Origin of the sequence: Streptomyces sp. NPDC088147 (assembly GCF_044741565.1) — a bacterium.
In the GTDB taxonomy this organism is placed as follows: domain Bacteria; phylum Actinomycetota; class Actinomycetes; order Streptomycetales; family Streptomycetaceae; genus Streptomyces.
In genome coordinates this window covers 432,410-447,973 of record NZ_JBIUSY010000007.1, presented here as the reverse complement: position 1 = coordinate 447,973, position 15,564 = coordinate 432,410, and the positions used below count along the sequence as shown (strand labels likewise).

At 72.8% G+C, this 15,564-nt stretch carries 8 protein-coding genes; 7 read left to right on the top strand and 1 reads right to left on the bottom strand.

Annotated elements, in window-relative coordinates; translation table 11 throughout:
- The first annotated feature begins 271 nt into the window (after positions 1-271).
- The 5 genes from ACIOGX_RS25580 to ACIOGX_RS25560 all read left to right on the top strand — a co-directional run bounded on the left by ACIOGX_RS25580 (position 272) and on the right by ACIOGX_RS25560 (position 11,328).
- Positions 272-3,646: a serine/threonine protein kinase gene (locus ACIOGX_RS25580; protein WP_401916516.1), complete on the top strand. Its 3,375-nt coding sequence runs from the start codon at positions 272-274 to the stop codon at positions 3,644-3,646.
- A 131-nt stretch (positions 3,647-3,777) separates the two neighbouring features.
- Entirely contained in the window at positions 3,778-5,745 is a 1,968-nt protein-coding gene (locus ACIOGX_RS25575) for a serine/threonine-protein kinase (protein WP_401916513.1), read from the top strand.
- A gap of 65 nt (positions 5,746-5,810) precedes the next feature.
- Positions 5,811-7,544, top strand: coding sequence for a serine/threonine-protein kinase (locus ACIOGX_RS25570; RefSeq protein WP_401916510.1), 1,734 nt, complete (start codon positions 5,811-5,813; stop codon positions 7,542-7,544).
- A 166-nt stretch (positions 7,545-7,710) separates the two neighbouring features.
- Complete coding sequence (locus ACIOGX_RS25565) at positions 7,711-9,375, top strand: succinic semialdehyde dehydrogenase (RefSeq protein WP_383964715.1); 1,665 nt, start codon at positions 7,711-7,713, stop codon at positions 9,373-9,375.
- A gap of 192 nt (positions 9,376-9,567) precedes the next feature.
- The gene (locus ACIOGX_RS25560) at positions 9,568-11,328 is read left to right on the top strand and encodes a GMC oxidoreductase (RefSeq protein WP_401916690.1); all 1,761 of its coding nucleotides are present in this window, start codon (positions 9,568-9,570) and stop codon (positions 11,326-11,328) included.
- A gap of 345 nt (positions 11,329-11,673) precedes the next feature.
- On the opposite strand, the gene ACIOGX_RS25555 is transcribed toward ACIOGX_RS25560, so the two are convergent.
- On the bottom strand, positions 11,674-12,090 hold the full coding sequence (locus ACIOGX_RS25555) for a chorismate mutase (RefSeq protein ID WP_401916687.1): 417 nt from the start codon (positions 12,088-12,090) through the stop codon (positions 11,674-11,676).
- 200 nt (positions 12,091-12,290) lie between these two features.
- On the opposite strand from ACIOGX_RS25555, the gene guaA reads away from it, so the two are divergent.
- Both guaA and ACIOGX_RS25545 read left to right on the top strand, forming a co-directional pair.
- Positions 12,291-13,877, top strand: coding sequence for a glutamine-hydrolyzing GMP synthase (gene guaA, locus ACIOGX_RS25550; protein WP_401916507.1), 1,587 nt, complete (start codon positions 12,291-12,293; stop codon positions 13,875-13,877).
- Positions 13,878-14,071: 194 nt separating this feature from the next.
- Positions 14,072-15,292: a hypothetical protein gene (locus ACIOGX_RS25545; protein ID WP_401761371.1), complete on the top strand. Its 1,221-nt coding sequence runs from the start codon at positions 14,072-14,074 to the stop codon at positions 15,290-15,292.
- The last annotated feature ends 272 nt before the right edge of the window (positions 15,293-15,564 follow it).

Genomic DNA, 15,564 nt, shown 5'->3' with positions numbered 1-15,564 from the left:
AATGCCTGATCGGAACGGTTGCCCGCCCGCTTGAACCGGCCGGCGATCCAGTGGGCGGAGGGATGAGTTCCGGCCGCTGTGGTGGGTAGTTCGGCGTACGAGAAGGGAACGTTACGCAGTGGGTTGCCGCGACCCGGCGGCATGTTGGCCCGCGGCCACGTATCGTGAGAGCTCGCGAACCGTACGCATCCACAATGAGCCGGTAAACGACCGGAATTGGCGGTTTCGCGAGTCTCCGGTACCGGGAGACGGCGTGTGGTGGGGAGGCGTTGTGGACGACTACGCGGGACGGGTGCTCGCCGACCGCTATCGCCTGCCGTTGCCACCCTCCGATGAGTACGAACTTGCCGAGACCCGGGCCTTCGATACGTACAGCGGGCAGGAAGTCCTCGTCAGGCAGGTGCCGTTGCCGGAGGTCGTGGACGCGGAGGTGGTGGACGCGGACGGCGCCGCGGCGCCGCGCCGGGCCCCGGGGCGTTCGGCACGCAGGCATACGGATCCGGCGGTGCGGCGGGCCATCGAGGCCGCGCAGAGCGCCGCCCAGATCCCCGATCACCCCCGGCTCGACCAGGTCTTCGACGTGTTCGCGGAGGCCGGTTCGCTGTGGATAGTGAGTGAACTGGTCGCGGCCAGACCGCTCGCCGCGCTGCTCGCCGAGCGCCCGCTGAACCCCTTCCGGGCCGCCGAGATCGCCTCCGACGTGCTCACCGCAGTGCGGGTGGTCCACGCGCACGGCTGGACCCACCGGAACATCACCATCCGTACGGTGCTCGTCTGCGACGACGGGCGCGTGGTGCTGACCGGGCTCGCCGCGGGCGCGGCGGAGGAGGCGCTGTGCGGATACGCGCCGGTGCCCGAACCGCCGGACCGGTTCGAGGAGCCGGACCACCAGGAAGCGCCGGAGCGGCACGGACTCCATGACCCCCACGCGCCGCACGAGGAACTGGGGGCGCGGGGACAGCAGGAGGCCTACGAGCAGCTCGGGCCGCCCGGACAGTACGCGCCCACGGAAGGGCTGTCCGGCTCGCCGACGACCGCCCTGCCGTACGACCCCGGGCCGACGGCGGGGGTGCCCGGTGCGCCGGGCCGCGCCGCGCTGGGGACGGGCCGGGGCGCGGACAGTCCGTACGACGACGGCACCTCGTCCGGTACGTCCGGCGCGATGCCGCGTCCGCACCACGGCACCCCCGGTATCCCGGCGCCGTACGGCGGCCGGCCGGCGCTGCCGGGCGGCAACGCCTCGGGCGACATCCGCGCCGCGCGCGCCGGAGCCATCGCCGCGTACCGCGCGGGAGCGCGCGCCGCAGCGCGCGCCAGCGAGGACCAGGGCTCCGGTACGGCCGGTACAACCGGTACGGGCACCACGAGCAGCACGGGCGTCCCGGCCGTCCCGGGAGCCCCGGGCGGTACGACGGGTACGGGCGGCCCGGCGGGTACGGGCGGCCCGACCACCGGGGCGGGCGCGCAGGAGCCGCCCCGGAGCGGTCCCGGCGGCGGCCCGCAGGGCGCGAGCCCCGACCCGGACTGGTGGGCACGGCCGCGCACCTTCGCGGAAGCGGAAGCCGACGCCGACATCGACGAGGACGACGACCCGCCGCCCTACCGCGCCCATCTGGCCGGTATCTGGCGCGACGGACCGGCGCCCTGGAACGACTCCTCGGGCTCCGTACCGGCGGGCGGCAGCCCGTACGGCCCGGACTCGGCGGGCCCCTTCGGCGGCGGCTCCGGCGGCGGCTCCGGCGCGAGCGGCGGCGGGACATCCGCCGGTGGTACGTCCGCCGGTGGCACGGCGGGCATTCCCGCGCTGCCCTCCGGCCGTTCGGATTCCGGTTCAGGTGCCGGTTCCGGTTCAGGTTCCACGGCTGGTTCCGGGACTGGGGCCGGTTCCGGTTCGGGGTTCGGGTTCGGATCCGACGCCGATTCCGGTGCCCTCGTCGCCCGTGGCGGCGACACCCCGTACTCCGGGCCCGGCAGCGGCAGCGCCGGAGGAAGCGGCAACTGGCAGGCCGGCGGCGCGCGCGACGCGTTCCGCGCCGACTCGCAGCGCCAGTCCGCCCAGCTGCCCGCCGTCACCGGGCAGGGCGCGGGCGCCGGGCGCTGGGACGAGATAGTCGCGAGCGGCGCCCTGCCCGCGTACCGAGGCCCCGCCACCCCGCTCGCCGCCGAGCGCGCCCGGCAGGCCCGTATCGCGGTCGTCGGCGCCGTCACCGAGCGCTGGGCGCCCGAACAGGCCGGTCCCGTCCACGAGAACTGGCAGCTGGCGCCGCCCATCGGGCCCGCCACCGACCTCTGGGCCCTCGGGGCGCTGCTGTACCGCGCGGTACAGGGCCATGCCCCGTACCCCGAGGACAGCGCCATCGAGCTGGTGCAGCTCGTCTGCGCCGAGCCGCCCGCCTTCGCCGAGGAGTGCGGACCGCTGCGCCCCGTCGTGGAGTCGCTGCTGCGTCAGGACCCCACCGAGCGGCCGGACTTCGAGGAGCTGCGCGGCTGGCTGCGCTCGCTCGTACGGTCCGCGCCCGAGCCCGAGGCCGGTCTGGACGTCGTACCGCTCCCGGCGGACGAGACCCGGCTGCCGATCGTGCGCCGCCGGGGCGAGCTGGTGCGCAGGCGCCGCTGGCGTGGCCGCGACCTGGGCGGACGCCACCGCCACAAGAAGGGCAAGGAGCGCAAGGAGAAGGGCGGCCGGGCCGGTCTCGACGAGCGACGGCAGTACGAGCAGGAGCGGGAGCACGAGCGCGAGAACGAGAACGAGTACGCGCTCCGGGCCGACGCGCCCCACGAGCGTACGGAACGCCTGGACCGGCTGCTGGACGGCCCCGAACGGGCGGCCGGGCCGGAGCGGTTCGACAGGCGGGACAGGCCGGACAGGTCCGACGAGTTCGATGGGTTCGACGGCCCGGACAGGTTCGACAGGGGCGGGCAGCGGGGGAAGGGCGGGAAGAGCGGGAAGGGTGCCGGCCGCGGCCCCCGTTCCCTCGGCCGCAACCTGCTGATCCTGATACTGCTGCTGCTCGTGGCGGCCATCGTCTACGCCGTGATGTTCCTGCCCAAGGCGACGACGCAGCAGGGCCAGAGTGTCGGTGAGGCGAGCCCCAGCGCGACCGGGGCGCCGGAATCACCGGCTCCGGACAACTCCGGATCGGCGCCGCCCCATGCCTCGGCGCCCCAGACCTCGGGATCCGACGTCGATCTCGCCGAGGGCTATGCCCTGCGCACGGACCCCGAGGGCTTCCGGATCGCGGTCGACAAGAGCTGGCAGCGCCGCCCCATCAACGACAGCGGCCAAGTCCGCTACGCCGGGGGCGACTTCACGCTGATCGCCGTTCCCGGACGGGACAGTGTGGCGGAGAACGGCGGCGACCCGGTCGCCTACCAGCGCGACAAGGAGCGGGAACTCCAGCCGTTCCGCGACTCGTCCTGGTCCAGCGCCTCCGGCGTACGCCGGATCGACGTGGGCCGCCAGGCCATGGCGGAGGGTCAGTACACCTGGACGGACAGCAGCGAGCGCCCGGTCTTCGTACGGAACCTCGCGATGATCATCGACGGCCGCTACCACGTCATCCAGGTCATCGGCCCGGACGGACAGCGGGACAAGGTCGACGAGATCTACCAGCAGGCGATCAAGGCCTACCGGGTCACCGACTGAGGCATGAGTCCCAACTTGTGCCCCGCGCAACGCTGGTCACGCATCACAGTGCGGTTTCCGTGACCGACCCGAGGTTCCGTGTCCCCAGGTCCCCTCCGTAATCTGTGACCCCAAGGAAGCGGGGCTGGGACGTGGAGCAGACACAGGGCACGGGAACGAGCACGGGCGCGGGCAGGGACACGGTGGCCGCGGGGCCCCTGCTCGCCGGGCGTTACCGGCTGGCCGAATCCATCGGCAGCGGCGGCATGGGCAAGGTGTGGCGGGCACATGACGAGGTGCTCCACCGGGTCGTCGCCATCAAGGAGTTGACCGCAGGGCGCTATGTTTCCGAGGCCGACCGGGCCGTACTGCACCAACGGACGCAGAAGGAGGCGCGGGCCGCCGCCCGGATCAGCCACCCGGGTGTCGTCACCGTCCACGATGTGCTGGAGCACGACGGCCGGCCGTGGATCGTCATGCAGTACGTCGACGGCCCCTCGCTCGCCGACGCCGCGAAGGAATCCGGCCGGATGGACTACCGCGAGGCCGCCAGAATCGGTCTCGCGGTCCTCGACGCGCTGCGCGCGGCACACGCGGCCGGGGTGCTGCACCGCGATGTGAAGCCCGGCAACGTCCTGCTCGCGCGCGACGGCCGGGTGCTGCTCACCGACTTCGGGATCGCGGCGATAGAGGGCGACTCGACCATCACCAGGACCGGCGAACTCGTCGGCTCCATCGACTATCTGGCTCCCGAACGGGTACGGGGCGGCGATCCCGGCCCCGCCTCCGACCTCTGGTCGCTCGGGGTGACGCTGTACCTGGCGGTGCAGGGGGTCTCGCCGTTCCGCCGCGGTTCGCCGCTGTCCACCATGCAGGCCGTGGTGACGGACGAGCCGGACCACCCCGACCAGGCGGGTCCCCTCGCGCCCGTCATCGCCGCGCTGCTGCGCAAGGACCCGGACGGACGGCCCGACGCGGAGCAGAGCGAACGCATGCTGCGCGAGGTGGCGCGGGGCCGGACGTCGGACGGGGCCGAGGAGCACACGCCGACGCGTCAGCTGCCGTACGGGGAGCGGCAGTCGACCGCCTCGCAGCCCCAGCCGCTGCCGTCGGCTTCCCAGCCGATGCCGCTTGCCTCCCAGCCGCAGCCGCAGCCGCAGCCGCAGCCGCAGCCGCAGCAACAGCAGCAGCCGCAGCCGCAGCCGCAGCAACAGCAGCCCGCGGGGCCGCCCTTCGCGTCGGCGGGCCCCGCGACCGCCGCCACCGGTCCGGTACCGGCCACCGGCCCGCCGTTCGTCGGCGGGCCCGCGACCCTTCCCGGGGCGGGCTCCCCGACCGTTCCGGCAGCGCAGGGCACCACGGCGGGCCGCGCCCGCCGGGGCCGGTGGCGTACGACGCTCATCGCCGTGGTCGCCGCGGCGGTCCTCGGCGGCGGCGCGGGCTTCGCCGCCCTGAAGTACGCCGACGACGGTGCCTCCGCCGACAACACGGGCAGCCCCTCCGTGAGCGGCGGCCCGGCAGAGGGCAGCGGCGGCGCGCCGGGTGACGGTACGGCGGATGACACCACGACAGGCGACGGCACGACGGACGACGGCGCGGCGGACGGCGCCACGACCGACGGCGCGGCGGACGGGGAGGACGCCGGCAGCGGGACCGCGCCCGAGGGCTGGACGCGTGTCGAGGCCGAGGAGGGCTTCAGCCTCAACGTCCCCGAGGGCTGGGAACGCCAGATGGACGGCAACCAGATCGACTTCACGCCGGACAACGGCCGTCATCTCATACGGATCAGCGTCGGCACCCCCGATTTCGAGAATCCGTACATGCACATGCTGAGCATGGAGAAGTCCGTCCAGAAGTTCCCGGAGTACGCCAGGGTGAAGCTGGCCCCGAACAACTACCGCGATCAGGCGAAGGCCGCGCTCTGGGAGTTCACCTGGACCGAGAACACCGGAAACCCCGGCAAGCGGCACGCGATCGACCAGATCTACTACTCCGAGGACAGCGGTACGGAGTACGCGATCTACATGGCCGGTCCCGAGGAGACCTGGGCGACGACACGCAAGCAGTTCGACGCCGTGCTGCGCAGCTGGCAGGCGCCACCGATCGAGAACAGCCGGTGAAACGGCCGCGCGCCCGCGCTCGCGGGCGCGCCCGCGCTTCGTGAGGACGCGCGGAGGACACGTACATGAGCAATGACGGGGGACGGGTGGACGAGCCCACTAGTTATGAACTCAGGCCGCCGGACGCACCGCGGGTGCCGCCGCCGCACGCGGGGCCGGGGGACGCGGCCGGATATCCGCCCACGCAGGCCGTCCGGGCCCCGCAATCACCCGGACCCGGACCCGGACCCGTACCCGGAGCCGCGCCCATACCCGCGCCGGTACCCGGCCCCGCGTCCCCCGTGGCGCCCGCGCCCGCCGCCGACCCGGTCGCCAGGCGCGCGCTCGGTGGCCGCTACCGGCTGGTCTCCCGGCTCGGGCACGGCGGGATGGGCACGGTCTGGCTGGCACACGACGAGGTCGTGGACCGCGACGTGGCGATCAAGGAGCCGCGGGTTCCGGACAACGTGGGCGAGCGCGACCGGGAGCGCGTGTATCTGCGGATGCAGCGAGAGGCCCGCGCCGCCGCCAGGATCGACCACCCCGCCGTCGTCACCATGCACGACGTGGTGATCGAGGACGCCAAGCCGTGGATCGTGATGGAGCTGGTGCGCGGTCAGTCGCTCGCCGACCGGCTCCAGGAGGGCACGCTCGACCCGCGCGAGGCGGCCCGTATCGGCCTTGCCGTACTGGACGCGCTCACGGCCGCCCACGAGAAGGGCGTACTGCACCGTGACGTCAAGCCGGACAACGTGCTCCTCGGGCGCGGCGACCGGGTCGTCCTCAGCGACTTCGGGATCGCCCAGGTGGAGGGCGAGCAGGGGCTGACCGAGACCGGCGCGTTCGTCGGCTCGCCCGAGTTCATCGCGCCCGAGCGGGTGCTCGGCCGGCAGCCGGGGCCCGAGTCGGACCTGTGGTCGCTCGGCGTGGTGCTGTACGCGGCGGTCGAGGGCATGTCGCCGTACCGCCGCTCCAACGTTCCCGCCACGCTCCAGGCCGTACTGTCCGCCGAGCCGCAGATGCCCGCGCGCGGCTCGGGGGCGTTCGGCACGCTCGTGATGCGGCTGCTGGGCAAGGATCCGGCGGCCCGGCCGGACGCGGCGGAGATCCGGGCGGTCCTGGAGTCGGTGGCGCGCCCGCCGGCCACCACCCGGCCGTACTCCGACGCCGGTCCCGAGCCCGCTGCCACGGGCCTGGGCGGCTGGGTGCCGCCGGTGCTCCGGCGGAGCCGTCCCGCGCGGTACGGGCTGGGCGCGGGTGTGCTGGCCGTGGCCGTCGCCCTCGTCCTGCTTCTCGCCAACCCGTTCGGCGGCGGCGGGCTCCCCGAGGGCTGGGGGATCCGCCCGGAGAACGAGATCCTCCGCGCCAAGGTCGGGGTCCCCGACGACTACCGGCGTGAGCAGCTGACCGATGACACCGGTGTCACCTACAACGACCCCAGCGGCGTCTTCCGCATCTTCTTCGAGCGGAAACAGAAGCTGCCGGACGACGATCTCCTGGAGCCGAAGGCGGACGCCTGGACGACGTACTACGAGGGCGGGGGCGACAACGGTACGGAGATCAAGGACGCGAAGGTCACCAGCAAGGACGTCGAGCACCAGGGCAGGCGCGGCTTCGAGCTGGTCGTCGACCACACCGACTACAGCGATTCGGACGACTTTCCCGTCCGCTACCGCTGGCACGAACTCATCATCCCCGGTGCGAACGACACCTATCTGCGGCTGAGGGTGTCCATGCCCGCGCAGGGTGCGGCGGTGAAGGACGGCGAGGAGCTGTACGCGACGGTCGCCGGCCATCTCGACCTCGGAGGGGAGTCGTAGCCGCCTCCCGCGGTCGGTCGTAGCCGCCCCTGGAAGCCTGTCGTGGCCGCCGTGAACCCCTGATCAGGGGTTATGTGCCAGTGATCGCTGGCGCGGTGAGGGTGCCCGGCGAAAAGCTGTTACCGACGGGTACCCAAAGCCGGGATCGCCGCATACGCTCGGCCTCATGACGGACTCGCAGGCCCCCGCCGCCACCCCCACCACCGGCCACGACACCACCGGGACCAACGGGACCGCCGGGAGTCCCGGGACCAACCCGGTGGCCGCCTCCCCGGCCGGCGCGCGCACCGCGGCCGACGTGGTCACCCCCGAGGTGGTCGCCCGGCTCATCCGCGGCGTCGTCGGCTCGGGCCGTACCGCCAACCACACCCCCTTCACCGGGGAACGGCTGGCGGAGCTGCCCGAGTCCACGCCCGAGGACGTGGCGACGGCCTTCGAGCGCGCCCGCGCGGCCCAGCCCCTCTGGGCGGCGCTGCCCGTCCGGCAGCGGGCCGCGGTGCTGCTCCGCTTCCACGATCTCCTGCTGGAGCGCCAGGCCGAGGTGCTCGACCTGATCCAGCTGGAGACCGGCAAGGCCAGGCTGCACGCGCACGAGGAGGTGCAGGGGCTGGCCGTCGAGGCCCGGCACTACGGCCGCGCCGCCGCGTCGTATCTGCGGCCGAAGCGCCACACCGGCGTCGTACCGGCCCTGACGAAGGTCACCGAGCTGCGTCAGCCGCGCGGGGTCATCGGCCAGATCGCGCCCTGGAACTACCCCCTGGAGCTGTCCGCGGGCGACGCGCTGCCCGCGTTCGTGGCGGGCAACGCCGTCGTGATGAAGCCCGACACCGAGACCGCTCTCACCGCGCTGTGGGCCCGCGATCTGCTGATCGAGGCCGGGCTGCCGCCCGAGGTCTTCCTCGTCGTCCTCGGCGAGGGACCGGTCGTCGGCCCGGAGGTCGTCAGGCACGCCGACTACGTGTCCTTCACCGGCTCGACCCGTACCGGCCGCGAGGTCGCCAGGGGAGCCGCCGACCGGCTCGTCGGCGTCTCGCTCGAACTCGGCGGCAAGAACGCCATGCTGGTCCTCGCGGACGCCGATGTGGAGAAGGCGGCGGCGGGCGCGGTGCGCGCCTGCTTCTCCTCCGCCGGACAGCTCTGCATCTCCATCGAGCGGCTGTACGTCCACGACTCGGTCGCCGACGCGTTCCTGGAGCGGTTCGCCGCCCGTACGAAGGCGATGCGGCTCGGCAACTCCCTCGCGTACGGCGCCGACATGGGCTGCCTGGTGGGCGCACGCCAGCTGGAGACGGTCACCCGCCATGTCGAGGAGGCCGTCGCCAAGGGCGCCACGGTCATCGCGGGCGGGGTCGCACGCCCCGACATCGGGCCGCTCTTCTACGAGCCGACCATCCTGGACGGGGTCGAGGCGCCAATGGCGGTGTGCGCGGAGGAGACGTTCGGCCCGGTCGTCTCCGTCTACCGGTTCAGCGACGAGGACGAGGTGATCGGCCTCGCCAACGCCACTCCGTACGGCCTCAACGCGAGCGTGTGGACGAAGGACTCCCGGCGCGGCCACGCGGTCGCGGCCCGGCTGCGCACCGGCACGGTCAACATCAACGAGGGATACGCGCCGACGTACGGCAGCGTGCGGTCGCCTATGGGCGGCATGAAGGACTCCGGTCTCGGCAGGAGGCACGGCTCCGAGGGGATCCTCAAGTTCACCGAGGCCCAGACGGTCGCGCAGCAGCGGATCCTGCCCATGGCGCCGTTCCTGGGGATGGACGACGAGAAGTACGCGACGTTGATGAGCCACAGTCTGCGGGTCATGAAGGCGCTGCGGCTGCGGTAGTCCATGACACGCCTGTTCGCGACGCGGTGGTTCAGCACACGGTCTCAATGAGGAGAGCCAGTGGCACAGGACAGCCATGCCCAGCATCAGGACGCGGTGCGCGACGGCCGCGACGGACCGCGCGACGACGCAACGTACGACGCCGCAACGTACGACGACGCAACGTACGACGACGCCGCCTACGACTATGACGTGATCGTCGTCGGCTCCGGCTTCGGCGGCTCGGTCTCCGCGCTGCGGCTGACCGAGAAGGGGTACCGCGTCGGCGTCCTGGAGGCGGGCCGCCGCTTCACCCGCGCCACCCTCCCCAAGAACTCCTGGGACCTCAAGAACTACCTGTGGGCCCCCGCCCTCGGGCTGTACGGCATCCAGCGCGTCCATCTCCTCGGCAATGTGATGGTGCTGGCGGGCGCCGGGGTCGGCGGCGGCTCCCTCAACTACGCCAACACGCTGTACGTGCCGCCCGCCGCGTTCTTCGAGGACCCGCAGTGGGCGGCCATCACCGACTGGCGGCGGGAGCTGAAACCGTACTACGACCAGGCGCGCCGCATGCTCGGCGTACGGCTCAACCCGACCATGACCCCCTCGGACGTCCATCTGAAGGCGGCGGCCGAGGCGATGGGCGTCGGCGACAGCTTCCATCTCGCGCCGGTCGGGGTCTTCTTCGGGGACGGCGAGGACGCGGACGGTACGGCGAGGACCCGGCCCGGGGCGGCCGTGGACGACCCGTACTTCGGCGGGGCGGGCCCCGCGCGCACCGCCTGCAAGCAGTGCGGCGAGTGCATGACGGGCTGCCGGCACGGCGCCAAGAACACCCTCAACGAGAACTACCTGTATCTGGCCGAGCGCGCCGGGGCGGTCGTCCACCCGATGACCTCGGTGGTCGCGGTGACGGAGGACGGGGAGGGCGGCTTCCGCGTCACGACGGTGCCCACGCGCGTGCGCGGGAAGGGCCGCCAGAAGGGCCGGGCGCGCGTCCTGCGCGCCCGCCGGGTCGTGATCGCGGCCGGTACGTACGGCACCCAGACCCTGCTGCACACCATGCGGGACCGCGGACTGCTGCCGCGCCTCTCGGCCCGGCTCGGCGAGCTGACCCGCACCAACTCCGAGGCCCTGGTGGGCGCGCAGACCGACGACCGGCGCTACCGCGCGCGGCACGGGGCGCCGAAGGTGGACTTCACCCGGGGCGTCGCCATCACCTCCTCGATCCACCCGGACGACACCACCCATATCGAGCCGGTGCGCTACGGCAAGCGCTCCAACGCGATGGGCGTGCTGACGCTCCTTCAGGTGCCGTACGGCGAGCGGCGGGTGCGGGGCTGGCTCGGGAACGCGGCCAGGCATCCCATGCTGGTGCTCCGTTCGCTCTCCAACCGCCGCTGGTCGGAGCGGACCATCATCGGTCTCGTCATGCAGTCGCTGGACAACTCCCTGACGACCTACCGGAAACCGGGCGGCGTGGGAAAGGGGCTGCTCACCGCGCGCCAGGGGCACGGCGCCCCCAACCCGAAGCAGATACCCGAGGCGACCCGGGCCGCGACGCTGATCGCGGAGGAGATCAACGGCTTCGCGGGCAGCAATGTGGGCGAGCTGATGGGTACGCCGCTGACCGCGCACTTCCTGGGCGGCTGCGTCATCGGGGCCTCCGCGGAGGAGGGCGTGATCGATCCGTACCACCGGCTGTACGGACATCCCGGCATCTCGGTGGTCGACGGCTCCGCGGTCTCGGCGAACCTGGGGGTGAACCCGTCCCTGACGATCACGGCCCAGGCCGAACGCGCGATGTCGCTCTGGCCGAACAAGGGCGAGCCCGACCCGCGCCCCGGGCAGGGGGCCGCGTACGTCAGGCAGGATCCGGTCGCGCCGGTGTCCCCGGCCGTGCCGGAGGAGGCGTTCGGGGCGCTGAGGCTGCCGTTCGTGGCGATGCCGGAGGTCCCGCCGAAGCGGGCGTAGAGGGCGGGCGTAGCGGAGCGGGCGTAGGGGAGGCGCGGAGGGGGCATGGAGCCGGGCCGGCGGGAGCGGCACGAAGGACGGCCGGTTCCGGGCGTCCCCGGAACCGGCCGCCCCTGGGGTGACCGGGCTGCTGTCCCCTGCCGACCGGTCACGAACGCCGGGGCGAGGTCCCACGGCGCACCTGCGGTACGCCGCACGCCCCGGGCGGAGCCACGCGTGGCTTTCCTCTGCTTTTCCTCTGTTCTTTCTGCACGCTCACCGCCCCTGGCTGGGCGCGGACGCACGGTCCAACGAAGCCTCGCCGGACCCGGTCACGCGCCGTACGGGTGAGAGCGGCATCCGAACTCAGATGCGGCCCCGGCTCAGCTCCAGCAGGGTCATCGCCAGCGCCGTACCCGGTTTGCCGAGGGCTTCCCGGTAGCGGCCGAGGATCTCCATCTCACGGGAGAGATGGACCCGGCGGCCACCGGAGGCCAGCCGCGCGTCCTGGACGACGGCCGAGACCGCCATCCGTTCCTGGACCAGACCGATGATCCGGTCGTCCAGCGCGTCGATGCGCTCGCGCGCGTCTCCGATGAGCGCGGCGGCCCCTTCGGTACGGGCGCCGGTGTTCTCCGTGACAGTCATTCGGGGTTCCTTCTCGGGAGGCTCGGGGGATGAACGGCCCCGGCGGCCACACGGCCCCGAACGCGACAGACGCCCCGGGCCTTGTCGGCCCGGGGCGCCTGGGAAGTCGCTTGTCAGCTCAAGCAGCACGACCATGGCAGCCGGACGGGCCGGTGCCATAGGTAAAGACGAAGGTCAGCTGCGTGTGCATACGGACAGTATGCACCCCGCCCACCCGCACGGGGCACAGCGGGTTCGGATGGTGAGACGAGCGGCCGTCCCCGGCCGGTGTCCGCCCGCCGTTAGAATTGGCACCGCGACATCCCACGTTCCATCACCGCCGGAAGGCCGCCCCCGTGCCAGCAGCACCCCCCGCCGCCGCTCCCGACGTCGTACTCGTCGTCGACTTCGGCGCGCAGTACGCCCAGCTCATCGCCCGCCGCGTCCGTGAGGCACGGGTCTACAGCGAGATCGTGCCGTCCTCCATGCCGGTGGCCGAGATGCTGGCCAAGAACCCCCGGGCGATCATCCTCTCCGGCGGCCCGTCCTCCGTGTACGCGGAGAGCGCCCCGAGCGTCGACCGCGCGCTCTTCGAGGCCGGCGTCCCCGTCTTCGGCATGTGCTACGGCTTCCAGCTGATGGCGACCTCGCTCGGCGGCACCGTCGACAACACGGGAGCGCGGGAGTACGGCCGTACGGAACTGCGGGTCTCCAAGACCGGCTCCACCCTCTTCGAGGGCACCCCGGCCGAGCAGTCCGTCTGGATGTCGCACGGCGACGCCTGCTCCGCCGCGCCCGCCGGGTTCACCGTCACGGCCTCCACCGATGTCGTACCCGTCGCCGCGTTCGAGAACGACGAGAAGAAGCTGTACGGGGTGCAGCACCACCCCGAGGTCATGCACTCCACCTACGGCCAGCAGGTCCTGGAGCACTTCCTCTACCGGGGCGCCGGGATCGAGCCGACCTGGACCACCGCCAATGTGGTGGACGAGCAGGTCGCCCTCATCCGTGAGCAGGTCGGCACCAAGCGCGCGATCTGCGGGCTGTCGGGCGGGGTGGACTCGGCCGTGGCCGCCGCCCTTGTCCAGAAGGCCATCGGATCCCAGCTGACCTGCGTGTATGTCGACCACGGGCTGATGCGCAAGGGCGAGACCGAGCAGGTCGAGAAGGACTTCGTCGCCGCCACCGGAGTGCAGCTCAGGGTCGTCGACGCGGAGGAGCGTTTCCTCACCGCGCTGGCCGGGGTCTCCGACCCCGAGCAGAAGCGGAAGATCATCGGCCGGGAGTTCATCCGGGTCTTCGAGCAGGCGCAGGCCGAGATCGTCGCGGAGGCGGGCGCGGAGGGCGAGGACGTCGCGTTCCTCGTCCAGGGCACGCTGTACCCGGACGTGGTCGAGTCCGGCGGCGGCACCGGCACCGCCAACATCAAGTCCCACCACAATGTCGGCGGGCTCCCCGACGACATCGAGTTCGAGCTCGTCGAGCCGCTGCGCAAGCTGTTCAAGGACGAGGTCAGGATGGTCGGCCAGGAGCTGGGGCTGCCGGACGAGATCGTCCAGCGCCAGCCCTTCCCCGGACCGGGCCTCGGCATTCGGATCGTCGGCGAGGTCACGCGCGAGCGGCTCGACCTGCTGCGCGAGGCCGACGCGATCGCCCGCGAGGAGCTGACCGCGGCCGGGCTCGACCGGGACATCTGGCAGTGCCCGGTGGTCCTCCTCGCCGATGTGCGGTCCGTGGGTGTGCAGGGTGACGGGCGTACGTACGGCCATCCGATCGTGCTCAGGCCCGTCTCGTCCGAGGACGCGATGACCGCCGACTGGACGCGGATGCCGTACGACGTGCTGGCGCGGATCTCCACGCGGATCACCAACGAGGTCGCGGAGGTCAACCGCGTGGTCCTCGATGTGACGAGCAAGCCGCCGGGCACCATCGAGTGGGAGTGACGCGCGGCGCGCCTCCGGCGTCAACACCGTAACGCTGTTGTCACCCGTTCCGACCGCCTCTACGGCGCGCGGGTTGCCCTCCGTACGGCAGAATTTTCCTTGCGTTGCAAGGAAGTTCGGTGGGCGGGGCGGGAAAGGCGGCGTTCGGCGTGGCGGTGCAAGAGGCGAGGCAGGGCGCGCACGGCGGAGGCTGTATGTGCGGGGACTGCCCGCACGGGGCGCGGGAGGGGCACCGGCGAGCGGTGGCCGCGTTCCTGGTGAAGCGGGACGAACTGGCCGCGGGACAGGGGCTGCCCGCCGCGGTGGCGTACTCGGCGGCGGCCTCCCGCCAGTGGGTCTCCGACGAGCTCACCCAGTCCGCCAACGTGGTGGCCGACCGCAGCCGTGAGGCGGGCGACGCCTGGCTGTACGCCGTCCGGCGGCGGACGCTGCTGGTGGTGTGGGGCGGGGTCGTCCTGCTCGCGCTGGTCCAGTCCGTGACCGCGATAGGGGCCGGCTGGACGCTCGCGCGTACGGCCGGACTGCTCGCCGCGCTCGTCGTCGCGGGGCTGCTGACCGCCGCCGCCTGGCTGCACCGGAGCCGCGGCGGCCTGCTCGCGCCCATGATCGGCGAGGACAACCGGCTGTCGACCTCACGGACCGTCGCCTCCGCCTGGGTCCTGCTCGCCGTCTTCTCCGTGCTCGTCCTCGCCCTCCAGCTCGCGGGCGCCTCCGGGCCCGGCCGGCGCGACGAGCTGATCGCCGGGCTCGAACTGGCCCGGGGCGCGGGCCTGGTGACCGTCCTGGCCGTGGCGTGCGCCATCGCCGTCGTCGTACGCCGGGTGGTGGCCGTACGGGTCCTGGGCCAGCGGCTCCAGAAGGTCCGGGCGGACCGGCCGCGGCTGGCCGATCTGCTCTGCGACGACGCCGGGCGCGGCAGCTTCACGGATGTGCAGTACACGCTGGTGAGCGCCGTCGCGGTGGTCTTCTCCGCGGTCCGGCTGGCCCGCAGGCCCGAGCAACTGCCCGATCTGCCCTGGGCGCTGGCGCTGCTGGTCGCGGTCTCCGCCGCCACCTACTTCGCGGGCAAGTACGCGGAGGGCGGCCGGCCCGTCGTCCTGTCGGTGGTACGGGCCAGGGAGGCGGGCGATCTCGACGCCCCGATCCGTACCGGCGACGACATCGAGATCCGCGGGGCCGGATTCGTGCCGCCGGGGGCGGGCACCCCGGACCGGCTGGCCCGGATGGTCGTCAGGATCGGCGCGGTCCATGTCCATGTCCCGCTGGTGCCGGTCCCCGGCGGCTTCGCCAATCCGTCGGACACCTCGCTCACCGTGCCCGTACCGGTGGACGTGGAGCCGGGCCCCGTCGAGGTGCAGGTCGTGACGGCGGCCGGAATCGAGACCAATCGGGTGATCGTCGAGGTCATGGATTAGGACGGTCACGTCGGACGTCGGACGTCGGACGTCGGGAGGCGGGAGGCGGACGTCGGGCCGGCGGGCGGGGCCCGTTCATGTCTGAGGTCGGACCTGACGTCAGGTGTGAACGGTCGGGTCAGGTGGTGAACGTATCCGGCCGCTTACCGTTCAGAGTCTGTTGATGACTGTCCGATTCCGACAGGCTGTTGGCTGGTTCACTGAGTGCCGGACGTGTCCTGATGCGTATGCATGGACAAGGCACGCGGGGACAGTCGCCCCCGCGGCAGCGG